Consider the following 14,602-nt stretch of genomic DNA (forward strand, 5'->3'; position numbering starts at 1 on the left):
TTATACGCGTAAATATTACAAAGTCATTTGCTCCATCAATTTTTGCAGACTCTTCAAGTTCAATTGGAAGTTCTCTGAAAAAGGCTTGAAATATAATGAGATTATAAAAGTTGAACATTCCAGGTATTACATACACCCAGAAAGTATTGTAAAGTCCCAAACTTTTGATCAATAGAAAGTATGGTATAAGCCCCCCTCCAAAAAAGAGGGTAATTGTCCCCATTGCCATGTAAATTTTTCTTCCCATAAGTTCTTTTCTCAAAAATGCGTATGCAACCATTGCAGTGAAAAACACATGCAGTGTTGTTGTTATAACTGTTCTTGCCACTGTTACCATAAATGCTGTTGTGATGTCGCTGTTGCTAAAAACAGTTTTGTAGTTGTCCAGGGTAAACTTTCGCGGCCAAAAGTAGATGCCGCCAAGCATTGCATCTTTCCCTTCGTTAAATGAATATACTATGATGTACCAAACTGGGTATAGAGTTAGAAAACATATAATAAGCATCAATGTTACGTTAACTACGTTAAATATCTTATCTCCAAACGAAGATTTAATCTTCATTTTACTGTGCACCTCTTTTCACAGCTCAAATTTACAGTATACAGAAATTAGAATAATGATTTATCAGTGAGTTTCTTTGTTACTGCATTTGCAGTAAGAAGTAATATCAACGCAATTACAGATTTAAAAAGACCTATTGCAGTTGCATACGAAAATCTGAAAGCTTCTATTCCCATTCGGTAAACGTAAATATCAATTACATCCGAAGCATCTGCATTGAGCGGATTTCTGAGGACAAATATCTGGTCAAAGTTCGAGTTCATAAGCCCACTTACTGCTAAAATAAACATAATAGCAATTGTACCAGAAATACACGGTATGGTTATCTTGAACATCTTTGTAAACCTTCCTGCACCATCTACAGTTGCCGCTTCATAAAGCTCAGGGTCAATTCCAGCAATTGCAGCCAAGTATATTATCGCATTCCAGCCAAGTTCTTTCCAAACTTCAGATATAACTGCAATCCCCCAAAAATATTTTGGTTCTGCCAAGAAAGCTATAGGTTGTTTTAATATTCCTATTTTTGTTAAAATTATATTTATAAGACCTGTTTCTGATAGCCAGTTCATAAGTATTCCGCCCAGTACAACCCAAGATATAAAATGAGGCAGGTAAGATATTGTTTGGACTGCTCTTTTAAATCGCACCGATACAAGCTCATTTAAGAGTACGGCAAACAATATTGGCAGAGGAAATCCAACAAGAAGCTTGAAAAAGCTTATTCCAACTGTATTTTTTATTATCAACCAAAATCTTTCATCAGAAAAAAATTCTTTAAAATTAGCAAGACCTACCCATGGGGATTTATTAAACCCTAAAGTAATGTCGTATTCTTTAAATGCAATTATTATTCCATACATTGGTATATAGTTAAAAATAATCATCCAAATTACACCAGGTATTGCCATTGCCTGAAGATATTTTTGTTCATTTAACTTGTGCAAAAATCTTCTAAAGCCATTTTGGCGACTATGCTGAGTATTTGCTGAAATAGCTGATTCCATGATATATCGCCTTCCTTCTGTAGAAGTTATACTTTTTATATTACATAAGCTACAATTTGTTTTTCTGATTTTATTATAAAATGGGGCAAAGTCTATAAAAAAGATGGCTTTTTTTAGAAGTGGTATCTAAATTTAAGGTTTTTCGCAAAAAAATAAGCAGGGGACTATAAATTTTTCCCAATCCCCTGCTGGTACTTATTTACTTTTATCATTTCTCATTCCAACATCCCCGTAAACCCATTTATATAATAAACTTCACCATCTGCAACAATTCGCCAAACTGGGACTGCCTGGCCTTGGATAACGTTGAAGTCTTTTAAATAGTAGCCAAACTTTATGTTCTGTATCTCTTTTATGTTTTTTTGTTGGTTCAAGAGATTGAAGATAGCCTCCAACGCTGAGATTGCCCTGCTTCTTTTGAATTCAAAACCCTGTGGAATAACCTTTGTGAAGATATAAAGAGTTGTATTTTTTTGCTTCTGTATTTTGAGCTTTCCATCAAATATTGGATAGCCTTTATAAACCTGAATATAGCTGCCATCATAATCCTTTATATAATCACTTTTATTTATATCGAAAAGCTCAAACGGGTATTGGCTGTATTTTGATTCTAAAAAAAGTGTTTGATTTACTATCTTTAAATGATAGATGCTACTTTCAAACTCCTTTTGATATTTATCAACTCTTTTGCCAAAAAGCTTTGTCAGGACATTGTCATACGCAGATTCAGTTTTTACGTTGAGTTTTGAAACATAATAAATTTTTTTATCAATCGTACAAGAAAGCTTTATAGAATTCTGAACAAGTATATTTTGTGCTGTCTTGATTTGTTTATCTGTAAGGCTCTCTTCCTTTGGCAGTAAGTTTAAGTATTTTACAGTAAGGAAAAGTACCAAAACCGCAAAAACCACAATTGCTATTGTTTTTACTTTTGACCAGTTCATTTTCAAAACAAAACTCCTTTTTTATTTAATTGTTTCGACATAGACTGTCCCGTTGTCTGTGTCAATTTGCCAGTAGGGATAAGATGTATTTCCTGTTGCGATATATCTTAAACTTATATTTCTTATAAATATATCTCCTTTTCTCTCCTTTATAGTATCAATAGCTGCAATTCCACTGACCTTTATCTTAGCAGTTCTGACCGACATTGCATCAAAAAGATGACCGGAAATCTTTTTAAGCCTGCCATTAGAAATTTCTATATAACTGCAGTATTCGTTATCTGAAGGCATCAGGTCAATTCCATCAACTCTTGTTATGAGGTAAATCTTAGTTGTATTCTTGGAATTCTCAATTTTGTATACTCTAATGTCCTCATTTGTATAAAAATTTTTCATATAATTCATAAGAGCTTCTGTAATTGATTCTATTTTGTCACAAAATATATCTTTTGTAAACCTAAAAATGTAACTTCCATCAGATTTTATTACAAACTCTCGTCTCTCATCTGTTATCACAATCTCACCACTTTTGAGTACATTCCTTTTGGTAAGTATTGTATCAGGAAAAAGACGCCTTATTATAAGTTCTTTTTTATAATCACTTTCCTTTATTTTAACCTCAGAAAACTGAATATTTGAAAACTCAACAGGAATTAGTGAATCTTTGCTCACAAGTTCTGTAAAACCAAGTCCATCTGACCAAGAAAATACAAGATAAGAACTTTGCTCAATTCTATTCTCAAACTGAGAAAATCCATACTTCGGACAAGTTAATATTGCGGCTTCTTCTGTATTTGAGTTGAAAAAATAAACTTCAGTACTTGAATTTGACTCTTTTATAAAAACTTTGTCAAACTCAAAGGTCTTTTTGGAAGGCAAAATATTTCTTCTTGAAAGCTCATAAACAAACATATGAAAATCTATAAAATAGCCATAGTTAAAAAATATACTCTTGCTTGATTTAAACTCATCAATTTTCATCTTTTTAAATTTCAAACTATAATTCTTTTTCACTATGTTTTCTTTGAGGTTACTTACAAACTTAGAGACCACATCAAAGTATTCTTTTTGTGTACTCAAAACTCCAATGACTACATTCTTAGAGATATTCAAGTACATATCCTTTGGCGTTGCAAGGATAATATGAACTCTTTCCAAAAGCTCATCTTCTGAAAGTCTGTTTTCCCTAACATTTAGTGCATTTGCAAAGTCATCAAGGTTGTAATTAAAATACACCCTATAATACAAATAAATGCTGAGTATAACAAGTATACCCAGCACTATGCTCTTTATAGCTTCTTTTTTGATTCTGTTCATAAACCTACCCTCTTGTTATTTTGTAATTGAGTTTATCAAATTTGAAATGGCCTTTTCTACCTTTGCCAAAAAGCCTTCTTTCTTTTCATAATATACTTTAAGAACTGCAAGTTGCGTGTCACTGTCTTTTGTTGCAACAACTAAGATATAGGTATAGCCTTCACTCACATCAATCTTTTTTGCAAAATACCCAGACTTTCCCACTGTGATTTTGTCAACCAAATTACTCTGGCCAAAAGACTCTTTTTTGTCCTTTTTTGTATATATGCTAATCTCCGTGCCTTCGCTTCCTTTACCTGAGAGTACAAATGTTGATGTACTCAAATTCTGCTCATAATCTGTAATCACTATAAGAGTCTTCGTAGTAGAGCTTATTTTATTCCCATCTATCTCAATTGATTCTATATATCTTGCCTTGTGAAGGCTTTTTCCCTCAGCAAATGCTACTCCTATATTAAATAAAAGAAATATTATAGTCAGCACAAACGCAAACGCTCGTTTCATTTTTATCACCAGCAATCATTGTATTACTCCTATTTACCATTATACAATTAAATTATTACAAAAGTGTTACAAAGCTATTAAGAGCACATTACAAAAGCTTTTTCTACAAAGACTTTGCTGGAAGAACAACTGTAAATGTTGTGCCGCTGCCTACTTTGCTCTCAACCAGAATCGTGCCGCCGTGAGCCTTTATAATCTCATCGGCAATTGAAAGCCCTAAGCCAGAGCCACCAAGTTCACGCGAGCGAGCTTTGTCAACCCTGTAAAACCTTTCGAATATCCGCGGTAGATCCTCTTCTGGAATACCAGGCCCGTTGTCTTTTACAATTATTTTTATTTTATCTTCTTCCTTTTGCAAGACAACATTTATCTGGCCACCTTCTTGAACATAGGTGACTGCATTGCTAATTAGGTTTATTAAAACCTGTTCTATCTTATCTCTGTCGACCATTGCAACAATATCTTGCAAGATACTGCAGCTCAAGGTTTGGTTCTTCTTCTTGGCATGAATTTTGAGCTTTTCACAGACAAACCTGACAAGCTCGCTCAAATTAACCTCTTCTAAATTCAAAATGTTCTCACCACTGTCAAGTCGCGACAAGTATAAAAGATCACTTACAAGCCTTGTCATCCTGTCACACTCTTTTATAATGACACTTAAGAACTGTTTTTTTGTCTCTTCATTGTCAACATCCAAAAGAGTTTCTGAATATGTCTTTATAGTTGTGATTGGTGTCCTGAGCTCATGTGAGACATTTGCCACAAACTGTTTTCTCATACTGTCAAGTTTTGCCTGCTGGGTTATATCATGAATTATGAAAATAAGTCCACGGTTCATATACGAATCTATAAAGGTTGCCTTGCTGACCTCTAATGTAAGGTCATCTGTTGTGTAAATTGTTACCTCTGTATCTGAACCACTTTCCTTCCCCATTTTGTTTATAAACTCTTCTACTCTACCATTTAAAAACTTATTAGCACTTTCATTTATGTGAATTATTTCATTCTTTGAATTTATTGCAACAACTCCATCAGACATGTTCTGAAGGATTCTTTCCAACTTTTGTTTTTCAAACTCAATCTCTGAGATATACATTTTGATATTCCTTGCCATCTTTACAAAAGCATCTGCAAGCTTTCCTATCTCATCTTTGGAATTTATATCTATCTTAACATCAAGGTTGCCATTTGCCATCTCAAGCGCCTGTTTTGTAAGCTTTCTTAAAGGGTTTGAAAGTGTCTTGGCAAACAAAAAACCAATCAAAAGCGAAAAGGTTATAGCAACTACATATGCCATAAGAAGGATATTTTTTATGTCTCTAACTGTGCCAAGGACATTTTGGCTAGATACCTCTAAATACAGAGCTCTTTGAACCACTTTACCATCTTTGATGGGAAATGAAAATATTAAAACCTGTCTTTCATTATCTTGTTTGACAACTTTATAACCTGCTAAACTATTTAAAATCTCATCAGACGGAAAAAAATCAATAGTTAGCCTTGGAAATGAAGCAATCAAGCGCCCTTGCGAATCTGTCACAATGAGCTTACTTATCATAAATCCAAACTGGCTTTCTTTCATTGTCTGGTCAATTATATCCTGGATTTCTGAGTTCTTTAGTCGCTTGTCTTGCAAAAGTTTAAGCAGTGAAGACTGTGCCATGAACTCTATCTTTTTTTGCACATCCTCAAAAAAATAATTCCTCACCCTGTCGATGATAAAAAAGCTTGAGATAAACATCACCATCAAAATCAAAAGCCCAAAGACAATAATAAGTCTACTTTCTATACTTTTTGTCATCTTTTTCTATATTCCCCTTTAAATCTTTAATTTGAAACCTTTACATTATACATTTGGATTAAAATAATACCCAATTCCTCTTTTTGTCAGAATAAAAACTGGCTCCGACGGATTGTCTTCTATCTTTTCGCGAAGTCTTCTCACTGTGACATCAACTGTTCTAACATCCCCATAGTATTCATAATCCCATACCTTTTCTAAAAGCTCTTCTCTTGAAAAAACTTGACCTTTCTGAGACATCAAAAACTTCAAAAGTTCATACTCCCGAACAGTAAGCTCAATAACCTTCCCGTCTTTTTTTACCTCAAATGTCTCAGGATTTAAAGTGAGCTTTCCTGCTTTTAACACTTTCCCATCACTATTTGACTGCTGAGAAGTGCGCCTTAAATTTGCCCTGATTCTTGCAATGAGCTCTCTTATGCCAAACGGCTTTGTTATGTAATCATCAGCGCCAAGCTCCAAACCCAAAACCTTGTCAACCTCATCCGCTTTGGCTGTTATCATTATAATTGGCACTTCGGAAAACTCTCGAACTTTTTTACATACTGTAAAACCGTCCATTTTGGGAAGCATCACATCAAGCAAGACCATGTCAAAGTTTTCATTTTTAATTTTATTTAGCGCATCCTCTCCATCATATGAGGTTGTGATCTTATATCCTTCTTTTTCCAAGTTGAACTTGATTATATCAACAATGGGTTTTTCATCATCAACAACCAAAATATGTGCTTTAGACATCTTTTAGAAGGTCCCCCTTTGAACATTCTACATTATGATAATTTAATTATACAACAACCACACTTTTTATTGTATAATTGTTTTGGAACATCTTCTTTGAGAAACAAAAGTGCAAAAAGGAGGGAAAAAAGCTCTTAAAATACATTTTTAAGAGCTATAAATGCTATGGAAAATAGAAATTTAGCTCTTGAAGTTTTTTTGTGGCTTGTCATATACCTTTGCTTTTTTGCAGGTGTAAATTTATTTTTGTCTGACAAAGTGCTTCTTTTTATTTGGTCCATTATATGTACATTAATAATCTTTTTAATTACCATTCTTCTTAGATTTTACATAACATCAACACTTTTGCTTTTACCAGGCTTTTTAATCTCATGCCTTCTTGCAATCTTTTTCATGTTCAATATACAATATGCAGCCTTCTACAATCTTTTGCTTCAGATTTTTTCAATACATCTGATGGGATTTGTTGAATACTCAAGAGAAACCCTTACAAAGATAATCTTACAGCGGCCAGCTTATATCTATATCCATGTTGGACTAAATCTTGTGCTGTTTTTAATCCATATTGTTGTAATGTACCTTGTTTCAGAAACTTCCCGTACAAAAACCTCATATTCTCGCAAGCTTGATTTTACATACACACGCCGTCGAAGAAGATAAGTTGAAGCCTTTTTAAGAAAAAAAGAGGGGGACTTTTGCCTTTTTAAGAGCGTGTCCCCTCTTTTTTACTCCTATTTTCTAAAGATGCTCTTATGAAGTCTGTAAAGATTGGATGTGGCTTTTGTGGTCGTGACTTGAACTCAGGGTGAAATTGTACACCCACAAACCACGGATGGTCTTTCAGTTCAATTATCTCAACAAGCCTTCTGTCTGGAGATATTCCTGAAAATACCATTCCTGCTTGTCTGAATCTCTCTTTAAATTCGTTGTTGAACTCATATCTGTGCCTGTGACGTTCATATACAAGCTCATCGTTGTAAATTCTGTGTGCAAGCGTTCCTTCTTCAAGCTTGCACGGATAAAGTCCAAGCCGCATTGTACCACCTTTTGTAAAGATCTCCTTTTGTTCCGGCATGATGTCAATCACAGGGTATGGAGTGTTCTCATCAAACTCTGTAGAGTTTGCTTTCTCAAGCCCAAGTACATTTCTTGCAAACTCTATCACAGCACACTGCATCCCAAGACATATTCCAAAAAACGGAATCTTGTTTTCCCTTGCGTACTTTATAGCTGCAATCTTGCCTTCAATTCCCCTGTCGCCAAATCCGCCCGGCACCAAAATTCCATCTGCCTCTTTTAAGAGTTCATGCGCATTTTCATAAGTAACATGCTCTGCGTTGATCCACAAAATTTCAACGTGACTATCATTTGCAATTCCCGCATGTTTTAGTGCCTCTGCAACAGACAAATACGCATCGTGAAGCTCAACATATTTTCCAACAAGTGCAATGTTGACAGTTTTTTTAAGGTTCTTTTCCTTGTTGACTATCTCTATCCAATCAGAAAGGTCTGGCTTTGTACAAGCAAAGCCAAGCTTTTCACAGATAATCTCCCCAAGCCCTTCTTCTTCCAGCATAAGTGGCACTTCATAAAGACTTTCTGCGTCTATATTCTGGATTACATATTCAGGCTTGAGATTGCAAAATAGAGCAATTTTGGCTTTGAGCTCAGGTGAAAGAGGCTTTTCTGTTCTGCACACAATTATGTCAGGCTGAATACCAATTGACCGAAGCTCTTTTACAGAGTGCTGCGTGGGTTTTGTTTTGAGCTCTCCTGACTTTGAAAGATATGGCACAAGAGTCACATGAACATACAGGACATTTTCTTTTCCAATGTCTGTTGCAACCTGTCTTATTGCCTCCAAAAATGGAAGGCTTTCAATGTCGCCAACAGTCCCGCCAATCTCTGTTATTACAACATCTGTTGAGTTGCTTTTGCCAAGCCTGTAGATTCGCTCTTTGATTTCATTTGTAATGTGGGGTATTACTTGAACAGTTCCACCCAAAAAATCGCCTCGTCTCTCTCTTTGAATTACAGACCAGTAAATTTTCCCTGTTGTGACATTGCTATTTTTTGTAAGGTTTTCATCAATGAACCTTTCATAGTGACCAAGATCTAAGTCGGTCTCTGCACCATCGTCTGTGACAAAGACCTCACCGTGCTGATATGGACTCATAGTTCCTGGGTCAATGTTTATATATGGGTCAAACTTTTGCATTGTAACCTTTAAGCCGCGCGCTTTTAAAAGCCTTCCTATTGATGCTGCTGTGATTCCCTTGCCAAGCCCAGATACTACCCCGCCTGTTACAAAAATATATTTTACTTGCTTTTCCATTTTTAAAATGACCTCCGCCAATCTATGTTAATTTATTTGGTTCAATTTTATTTTTAAAGTCTTAAAACATATTAACTTTAATATTTTAAATTATTTGACCCAGCTTATCAATGGGGTTATTTTGTTTGATTTGCAAAAATAAGGCTATCCCTTTATTGCTTCTGAGGATAGCCTCTTCAATCACTTTTTTCAATTTTAACTTTTTGTCAAGAGTTGAAGGTGTGAATTTTGAATGGCCGTCTTTTAGTTTCATAATAATGCTGTATATGTTTTTATAGGTAACTACTTTCAAAAAAACTCAATATCTCCTCGCCACCCTGAAAAAACAAAAAAGCCACAGGCAACTTGCTTGTTTGCAATACTGTCCCTGTAGCTAACTTCCAATAAATGTATAGCTTAAAGGTTAGCCCACTTCTTGGACAGGTTTATTCTCTTTCATCCTTTTCATCTCTTCTTCGGCTCTCTCTGCTTTTTTGCGGATGTATTCAATGAACTCATGTCGTGTCATATTTTTTGTTCTTTCGTAAATTCTCACCCTTATTTCATGTAACTCTTTCATAGCACTCGTTTCAAACATAACTAATCACTCCTCATCTAACATCATAAGCAGCGGTACCAGTTGGATTTCCCTATAAACCATTAACTTATTTATTTCATTTATCCCTCTGAATTGTCTTAAGTTTGACGACATGCCTGAAATTCTATGAAACTAATATATCACACTCTTTTACACTTGCTGCAGCTATATGAATTGCGTCATCAGAAAACCTTGCCGGGATTATTCCTTCGGCAATATACTTCTCTGCAAGTTCCACTATCTGGTCATCCACAACAGTTTTTTCATACTTTATTTCATTCAGATACTTTAAGAGTTTACTTCTTTTGGGTTCAGAATGCTCATCTATTTTAGCTATTATAATATCTGGGATATATACTGTATTTTCCTTTTTCTACTTCTTCCCAAAATTTCTTGGTTATTTGCATGTATTCAGGGTTATCCTGCTGGTCTAAATGACTTATTACTGAAGTGTCTAAGTACATTTTGGTTTTTTCATAACTTGATAAGCTCCTTTTTGCTCTTCTTTTTATTTTTTACATTCCTGTAGAGCAACTTTCAGATATAACTTTCCTGACTGGCTTTATTATACCTTCCAATTTTCGCTATTGCAATAGGTTTTAGTATACCGCCTTTCCCCAAATTTAAGTTCTATGACTTTTGGTTCTTTGTCTAAAAGTTGCATCAAAAATTTCCTGCCTTTGAGGTTGACAAGTGTGTGAACACATGCTGCACTACCTTTGGTTCTTTCTTTTATCTCAAAATTATGCATAATAAATTATGACCCACTTGCTCTTATGTATTCGATTAAATTAAAATGAAATAAGGAAATAAAAAAAGGGATGTGTTAAAAATGACAAATCATTTTGGGTCGGTGGTTGAAAGAATTGTTATTAAAAAAGGCGATATCACAAAAGAAAATGTTGATGCAATTGTAAATGCGGCAAACAGCCACCTGCGCCATGGTGGTGGAGTTGCTCTTGCAATTGTAAAAGCAGGTGGGATTGAGATTCAAAAAGAGTCTGATGAGATTATAAAAAAGATTGGGATGGTTCCAACTGGGCATGCTGTTATTACAAATGCATATAGGCTGCCTTGCAAGTTTGTAATCCATACTGTTGGTCCAATCTATGGTGAAGGCAATGAGGATGAAAAGCTTCATAAAGCGATCTATAATAGCTTGTATCTTGCACACCTTTATAATTTAAAAAGCATTGCCTTTCCTGCTGTATCAAGCGGTATCTTTGGATTTCCCAAAGATAGGTGCGCAAAGGTTTTGATTGACACTGCAATTGAATTTTTAGAAAGTTTTCAGACAAGCATTGAAAAGGTTGTGTTTTGCCTATTTGATGATGAGACCTATGGGTATTTTGAAGAGTATTATAAAAATTTATTAAAAGAATAATTAAAAGGGGCTTTAAACCTGAACTGCCCCTTTTTTCTTGAAAAATACAAAAGCGAGTTATTTATGTAGTTTATATCAAAATTCCTATTTTTTCTTTCATAATTCTAAGATCAATGTCATGTCTACCATACTCTTCTTTTATTTTGTTAGTAACTTCGACAAGATTTTCTATTTTAGCTGAAGCTTCATCTTTAAATTTATTTATATCAGCTTTAAAATTTTCTATATCTGTTTTAAATTGTATAACTCCTCCAAATGCATTAAATAGCGTATCTATACATCCTGTATTTTCTAATACAGCTTGTCTTAAGCTTTGAATTTCTGTTTGCATATTTTGCATTTCTGCCTTCATATTTCGCATCTCTGTTTGCATATTTTGCATCTCTACTTGCATACTCTGCATCTCTGTCTTCATATTGCCAAATTCATTCTTAAGTGTAGCCACTTCTTCCTCTAATTTGTCTAATCTTTCTTCAACTCTATCAAGTCTTTCCTCAACTTTACTGAGCCTTTCTTTTACATCTTTAACATCACTCTTTATCTCCTCTATACCCAATGCTATCTTTTCTAATATTTCCTTCTCTGACATAGTTTTACCTCCATAAAATTCACTTTAGACTATTTTATCAAATGAAAAATCAAATATTCAAGTAATAATATACTTCAAATTAGTAGGCATTTTCCATAAATTTACCACCGAAGATTGTTGCTACAATTATTTTTATATCAAGCCAGAAAGACCAATTCTCTATGTACCAGATATCATATTTTATTCTCTCCTCAATTGAAGTATCTCCTCTGAGCCCATAAATCTGAGCCCATCCGGTAATTCTAGGACAAACAAGATGCTTTATTATATATTTTGGAATTTTTTACACTTCATTTAGAATATGCCTAAGAGCAAAAACTAACGCTGTAACAGTGTAACTATCAAATATTTCTCCATTTAACAGTTTCGAGTAAATTTCTGTTATATCAAATTCTTTAATATCTCTTATATTTTCTGCAAGGGAATGTTTTCTAATGGCGTATTTAGTATCCAAAGCTAAAAATACGTCTATTTCAGCTTTATATAATCCAGTATCAGGATAGAAGCTTCCTATTTTAATTATTCTGCTGCATTGACCTCCAATTTCTTCTTCTAGTTCTTTTAGGGCTGCTTTTTCTGTACTTTCCGACTCCTCTGCAAAGCCACGCGGTAATTCTAAAACATTTCTATTTACTGTATCACGAAATATTTCAATCAATATAATCTTATTTGCAGAAGTAATTGGCACAACAACACATCCATTATTTTTGTTAATTACTTTTACTACATTTTTGTCATCAACAATTATCTTTAAATATTTATTCTCATAAATATCTGCTGAGAGGTCTTTTATAAAATCTAAAAGCCATATCTCCTGGTAGCCTTTTTCGGTCAAAATTTTGCTTAAAAGTTCTTTTATATTACGAAAATGAATATAGTTGTATAAAATTAAGTATCCCATAAACATGCTTATCATGAAGCCAGGATGCACTTTGCCAAATGAATAAAATAATATATACACGTTGGAAATATTCATAAAAAGGGATAGATTATAAATCATGGTTTCAGTAGTAGTTATAAATCGTGTTAGAGTAGGCTTTTTTATATTATCTTCTAATAGCCTTTTTATAAGCTGTACAGAAACCCTTTCCCCACCAATATACATAATCTGCTGTAAAACTTTGGCGCCTAAATGGTAAACTATATGCCATTTTCTGTATGTAATCAAAATAAAAGGTTCAAAAATAGATAACATTAAAACTAATAACACCATAGTTATCTTATATCCCAATGGAAGTCCTTTTAGTTTTTCATAAAAGCCAAATATAGCTCCACTCAAAGTTGCAATTACAATCAAAATTTGGTCTCTTTTTTTGTCGTTTTCTCTCAAGTGCTCATTAGCCTCTGCATAAAGTAATTCAAGAAAATTATTGCTATACTTTGAATCATTATTTATAATAGGTATATGCATGCTCACTTTTCATCGTCTCCCAACTTCTAATATGCATTCTCCATAAACTTGCCACCAAAAATGGTTGCTAGAATAATTTTAATATCAAGCCAGAAAGACCAATTTTCTATATACCAGATATCGTATTTTATTCTCTCTTCAATCGAAGTATCCCCTCGGAGTCCATGAATCTGAGCCCAGCCAGTAATTCCCGGACGTACACGGTGCTTTATCATGTATTTTGGAATTTCCTCTTTAAATTTCTCCACAAAATATGGTCTTTCTGGCCTTGGCCCAACTAAACTCATGTTGCCAACAAGAACATCCCATAGCTGTGGAAGTTCATCTAAAGAAAGTCTTCTTAAAATCTTGCCAACTGGAGTTCTTCTTGGGTCGTCTTTTGTTGTCCACCTTATTTTTTCTTCATTGGGGTCTTGAACATACATCGTTCTAAACTTGTGCATTTTAAAAATGCGCCTGCTGTAGCCCACTCTTTCTTGGGTAAACAAAATTGGTCCTTCTGATGTCAATTTTATCAAAATTGCTATGATTATGAATAAAGGAAGGCACAAGATTAATCCAATTAGAGAGACAACAATATCAAAGCTCCTTTTTATAAACCTGTTTGTCCACTCATCAAGCGGAGAATAGCGTATGTTTATCAAAGGGATTTCATCGATCTTTTCTATTTCGGCTTTTGATGGTATAAATTTGAAGTAATCTGGTACTAAATATGTTCTTATACCATACTTTTCGCAAACGTCGACGATGTAATTTATTTCTTTTTCCTGATTAAGAGGAAGAACTATGATTATTTCATCAACATGGTTGTTACTTACAATGCTTTCTATGTCCTTAATTTTCCCTACAACTCTCTCATTCATAGGATCGCTTTCATTTACAACAAAACCAATGATTTGATAGTTATTCCTTCCGAAGATATTGCTTAATCTTTCTGAAATCTCATTTTGCCCAACAAAAAGCACTCTTTCTTTTGAAATTATCTTTGAGTTTGGTGAGAACAAGATCCTTCTTAAAATAAGTCTTTGAAGTATTGACATAAGAAAGTTTAAAATAACAAAGATAAAAAGAAAAATTCTTGAAAAATCAATAAGTTTTAGGGTATAGAAAATCATCACTATAATCAGCAGAGCAAATATATTTGATCGTAAAATTCTTATAAAATCAGAAAATAATTTGAAATTACTCCTCATACTTTCTTTCTCGGATACTGTAAGAAAAAATAAATACAAAGGTACATGTAAAGCTACAATTAACAGATATGTCTGGATATCCAATGAGGCTGGCTTATTAAACAAGCCACTATTAAACTTTATAAACCACGATAAAATAAATGATAATAAAATTGCTGGAATATCAATAATCTTTGCTATCTTTATATAAAGTCGTCCCAAGTTATGCATCTCTATCATCCTTTTTATCCATGTATTTTTTAC

General features: G+C 33.8%; 16 protein-coding genes and 1 pseudogene. 2 read left to right on the plus strand and 15 right to left on the minus strand.

What is annotated here, in order from left to right; genetic code table 11:
* The 7 genes from H964_RS06395 to H964_RS06425 form a co-directional block, all read right to left on the minus strand.
* On the minus strand, window positions 1–562 hold a 562-nt coding region (locus H964_RS06395; RefSeq protein WP_039765832.1), incomplete at its 3' end, for a carbohydrate ABC transporter permease.
* A gap of 47 nt (window positions 563–609) precedes the next feature.
* Complete coding sequence (locus H964_RS06400) at window positions 610–1,566, minus strand: ABC transporter permease (protein WP_039765835.1); 957 nt, start codon at window positions 1,564–1,566, stop codon at window positions 610–612.
* A 215-nt stretch (window positions 1,567–1,781) separates the two neighbouring features.
* On the minus strand, window positions 1,782–2,510 hold the full coding sequence (locus tag H964_RS06405) for a hypothetical protein (RefSeq protein WP_039765837.1): 729 nt from the start codon (window positions 2,508–2,510) through the stop codon (window positions 1,782–1,784).
* 21 nt (window positions 2,511–2,531) lie between these two features.
* A complete protein-coding gene (locus tag H964_RS06410) occupies window positions 2,532–3,827 on the minus strand; it encodes a hypothetical protein (RefSeq protein WP_039765840.1) in 1,296 nt (431 codons plus the stop codon).
* 15 nt (window positions 3,828–3,842) lie between these two features.
* Window positions 3,843–4,346 (minus strand): hypothetical protein, encoded by a 504-nt coding sequence (locus tag H964_RS06415; RefSeq protein ID WP_442855727.1) that lies wholly within the window; start codon window positions 4,344–4,346, stop codon window positions 3,843–3,845.
* Window positions 4,347–4,434: 88 nt separating this feature from the next.
* A complete protein-coding gene (locus H964_RS06420) occupies window positions 4,435–6,132 on the minus strand; it encodes an ATP-binding protein (RefSeq protein ID WP_039765843.1) in 1,698 nt (565 codons plus the stop codon).
* 45 nt (window positions 6,133–6,177) lie between these two features.
* On the minus strand, window positions 6,178–6,870 hold the full coding sequence (locus H964_RS06425) for a response regulator (protein ID WP_011918048.1): 693 nt from the start codon (window positions 6,868–6,870) through the stop codon (window positions 6,178–6,180).
* 165 nt (window positions 6,871–7,035) lie between these two features.
* On the opposite strand from H964_RS06425, the gene H964_RS06430 reads away from it, so the two are divergent.
* Entirely contained in the window at window positions 7,036–7,530 is a 495-nt protein-coding gene (locus tag H964_RS06430; RefSeq protein ID WP_011918049.1) for a hypothetical protein, read from the plus strand.
* A gap of 43 nt (window positions 7,531–7,573) precedes the next feature.
* On the opposite strand, the gene H964_RS06435 is transcribed toward H964_RS06430, so the two are convergent.
* The 4 genes from H964_RS06435 to H964_RS13215 form a co-directional block, all read right to left on the minus strand.
* On the minus strand, window positions 7,574–9,205 hold the full coding sequence (locus H964_RS06435; RefSeq protein WP_011918050.1) for a CTP synthase: 1,632 nt from the start codon (window positions 9,203–9,205) through the stop codon (window positions 7,574–7,576).
* Window positions 9,206–9,290: 85 nt separating this feature from the next.
* Window positions 9,291–9,497 (minus strand): hypothetical protein, encoded by a 207-nt coding sequence (locus H964_RS06440; protein WP_039765846.1) that lies wholly within the window; start codon window positions 9,495–9,497, stop codon window positions 9,291–9,293.
* A 111-nt stretch (window positions 9,498–9,608) separates the two neighbouring features.
* Window positions 9,609–9,782, minus strand: a complete 174-nt coding sequence (locus H964_RS12605) for a hypothetical protein (protein ID WP_193353820.1) — start codon at window positions 9,780–9,782, stop codon at window positions 9,609–9,611.
* A gap of 124 nt (window positions 9,783–9,906) precedes the next feature.
* Window positions 9,907–10,035 (minus strand): hypothetical protein, encoded by a 129-nt coding sequence (locus H964_RS13215; protein ID WP_272943684.1) that lies wholly within the window; start codon window positions 10,033–10,035, stop codon window positions 9,907–9,909.
* A gap of 579 nt (window positions 10,036–10,614) precedes the next feature.
* Here H964_RS13215 and H964_RS06455 point away from each other — a divergent pair.
* Window positions 10,615–11,166, plus strand: a complete 552-nt coding sequence (locus H964_RS06455) for a macro domain-containing protein (RefSeq protein WP_011918053.1) — start codon at window positions 10,615–10,617, stop codon at window positions 11,164–11,166.
* Window positions 11,167–11,236: 70 nt separating this feature from the next.
* Here H964_RS06455 and H964_RS06460 read toward each other — a convergent pair whose 3' ends face one another.
* The 4 genes and pseudogenes from H964_RS06460 to H964_RS06470 form a co-directional block, all read right to left on the minus strand.
* A complete protein-coding gene (locus tag H964_RS06460; protein ID WP_011918054.1) occupies window positions 11,237–11,755 on the minus strand; it encodes a hypothetical protein in 519 nt (172 codons plus the stop codon).
* A 79-nt stretch (window positions 11,756–11,834) separates the two neighbouring features.
* Window positions 11,835–12,038: pseudogene (locus tag H964_RS12140) on the minus strand (sugar transferase); the annotation flags it as partial.
* A complete protein-coding gene (locus tag H964_RS06465) occupies window positions 12,039–13,166 on the minus strand; it encodes an NUDIX hydrolase (protein WP_237738228.1) in 1,128 nt (375 codons plus the stop codon).
* 26 nt (window positions 13,167–13,192) lie between these two features.
* On the minus strand, window positions 13,193–14,569 hold the full coding sequence (locus tag H964_RS06470; protein WP_011918057.1) for an undecaprenyl-phosphate glucose phosphotransferase: 1,377 nt from the start codon (window positions 14,567–14,569) through the stop codon (window positions 13,193–13,195).
* Between the last annotated feature and the right edge of the window lie 33 nt (window positions 14,570–14,602).

It is taken from the genome of Caldicellulosiruptor sp. F32 (genome assembly GCF_000404025.1).
Taxonomy (GTDB): domain Bacteria; phylum Bacillota; class Thermoanaerobacteria; order Caldicellulosiruptorales; family Caldicellulosiruptoraceae; genus Caldicellulosiruptor; species Caldicellulosiruptor saccharolyticus.

What these genes read in the sequence shown, in the direction of transcription:
- H964_RS06400 (WP_039765835.1), bottom strand. Translation starts at nt 1,566, where the DNA reads ATGGAATCAGCTATTTCAGCAAATACTCAGCATAGTCGCCAAAATGGC.
- H964_RS06405 (WP_039765837.1), bottom strand. Translation starts at nt 2,510, where the DNA reads ATGAACTGGTCAAAAGTAAAAACAATAGCAATTGTGGTTTTTGCGGTT.
- H964_RS06410 (WP_039765840.1), bottom strand. Translation starts at nt 3,827, where the DNA reads ATGAACAGAATCAAAAAAGAAGCTATAAAGAGCATAGTGCTGGGTATA.
- H964_RS06420 (WP_039765843.1), bottom strand. Translation starts at nt 6,132, where the DNA reads ATGACAAAAAGTATAGAAAGTAGACTTATTATTGTCTTTGGGCTTTTG.
- H964_RS06425 (WP_011918048.1), bottom strand. Translation starts at nt 6,870, where the DNA reads ATGTCTAAAGCACATATTTTGGTTGTTGATGATGAAAAACCCATTGTT.
- H964_RS06430 (WP_011918049.1), top strand. Translation starts at nt 7,036, where the DNA reads ATGGAAAATAGAAATTTAGCTCTTGAAGTTTTTTTGTGGCTTGTCATA.
- H964_RS06435 (WP_011918050.1), bottom strand. Translation starts at nt 9,205, where the DNA reads ATGGAAAAGCAAGTAAAATATATTTTTGTAACAGGCGGGGTAGTATCT.
- H964_RS12605 (WP_193353820.1), bottom strand. Translation starts at nt 9,782, where the DNA reads ATGTTTGAAACGAGTGCTATGAAAGAGTTACATGAAATAAGGGTGAGA.
- H964_RS06455 (WP_011918053.1), top strand. Translation starts at nt 10,615, where the DNA reads ATGACAAATCATTTTGGGTCGGTGGTTGAAAGAATTGTTATTAAAAAA.
- H964_RS06460 (WP_011918054.1), bottom strand. Translation starts at nt 11,755, where the DNA reads ATGTCAGAGAAGGAAATATTAGAAAAGATAGCATTGGGTATAGAGGAG.
- H964_RS06465 (WP_237738228.1), bottom strand. Translation starts at nt 13,166, where the DNA reads ATGCATATACCTATTATAAATAATGATTCAAAGTATAGCAATAATTTT.
- H964_RS06470 (WP_011918057.1), bottom strand. Translation starts at nt 14,569, where the DNA reads ATGCATAACTTGGGACGACTTTATATAAAGATAGCAAAGATTATTGAT.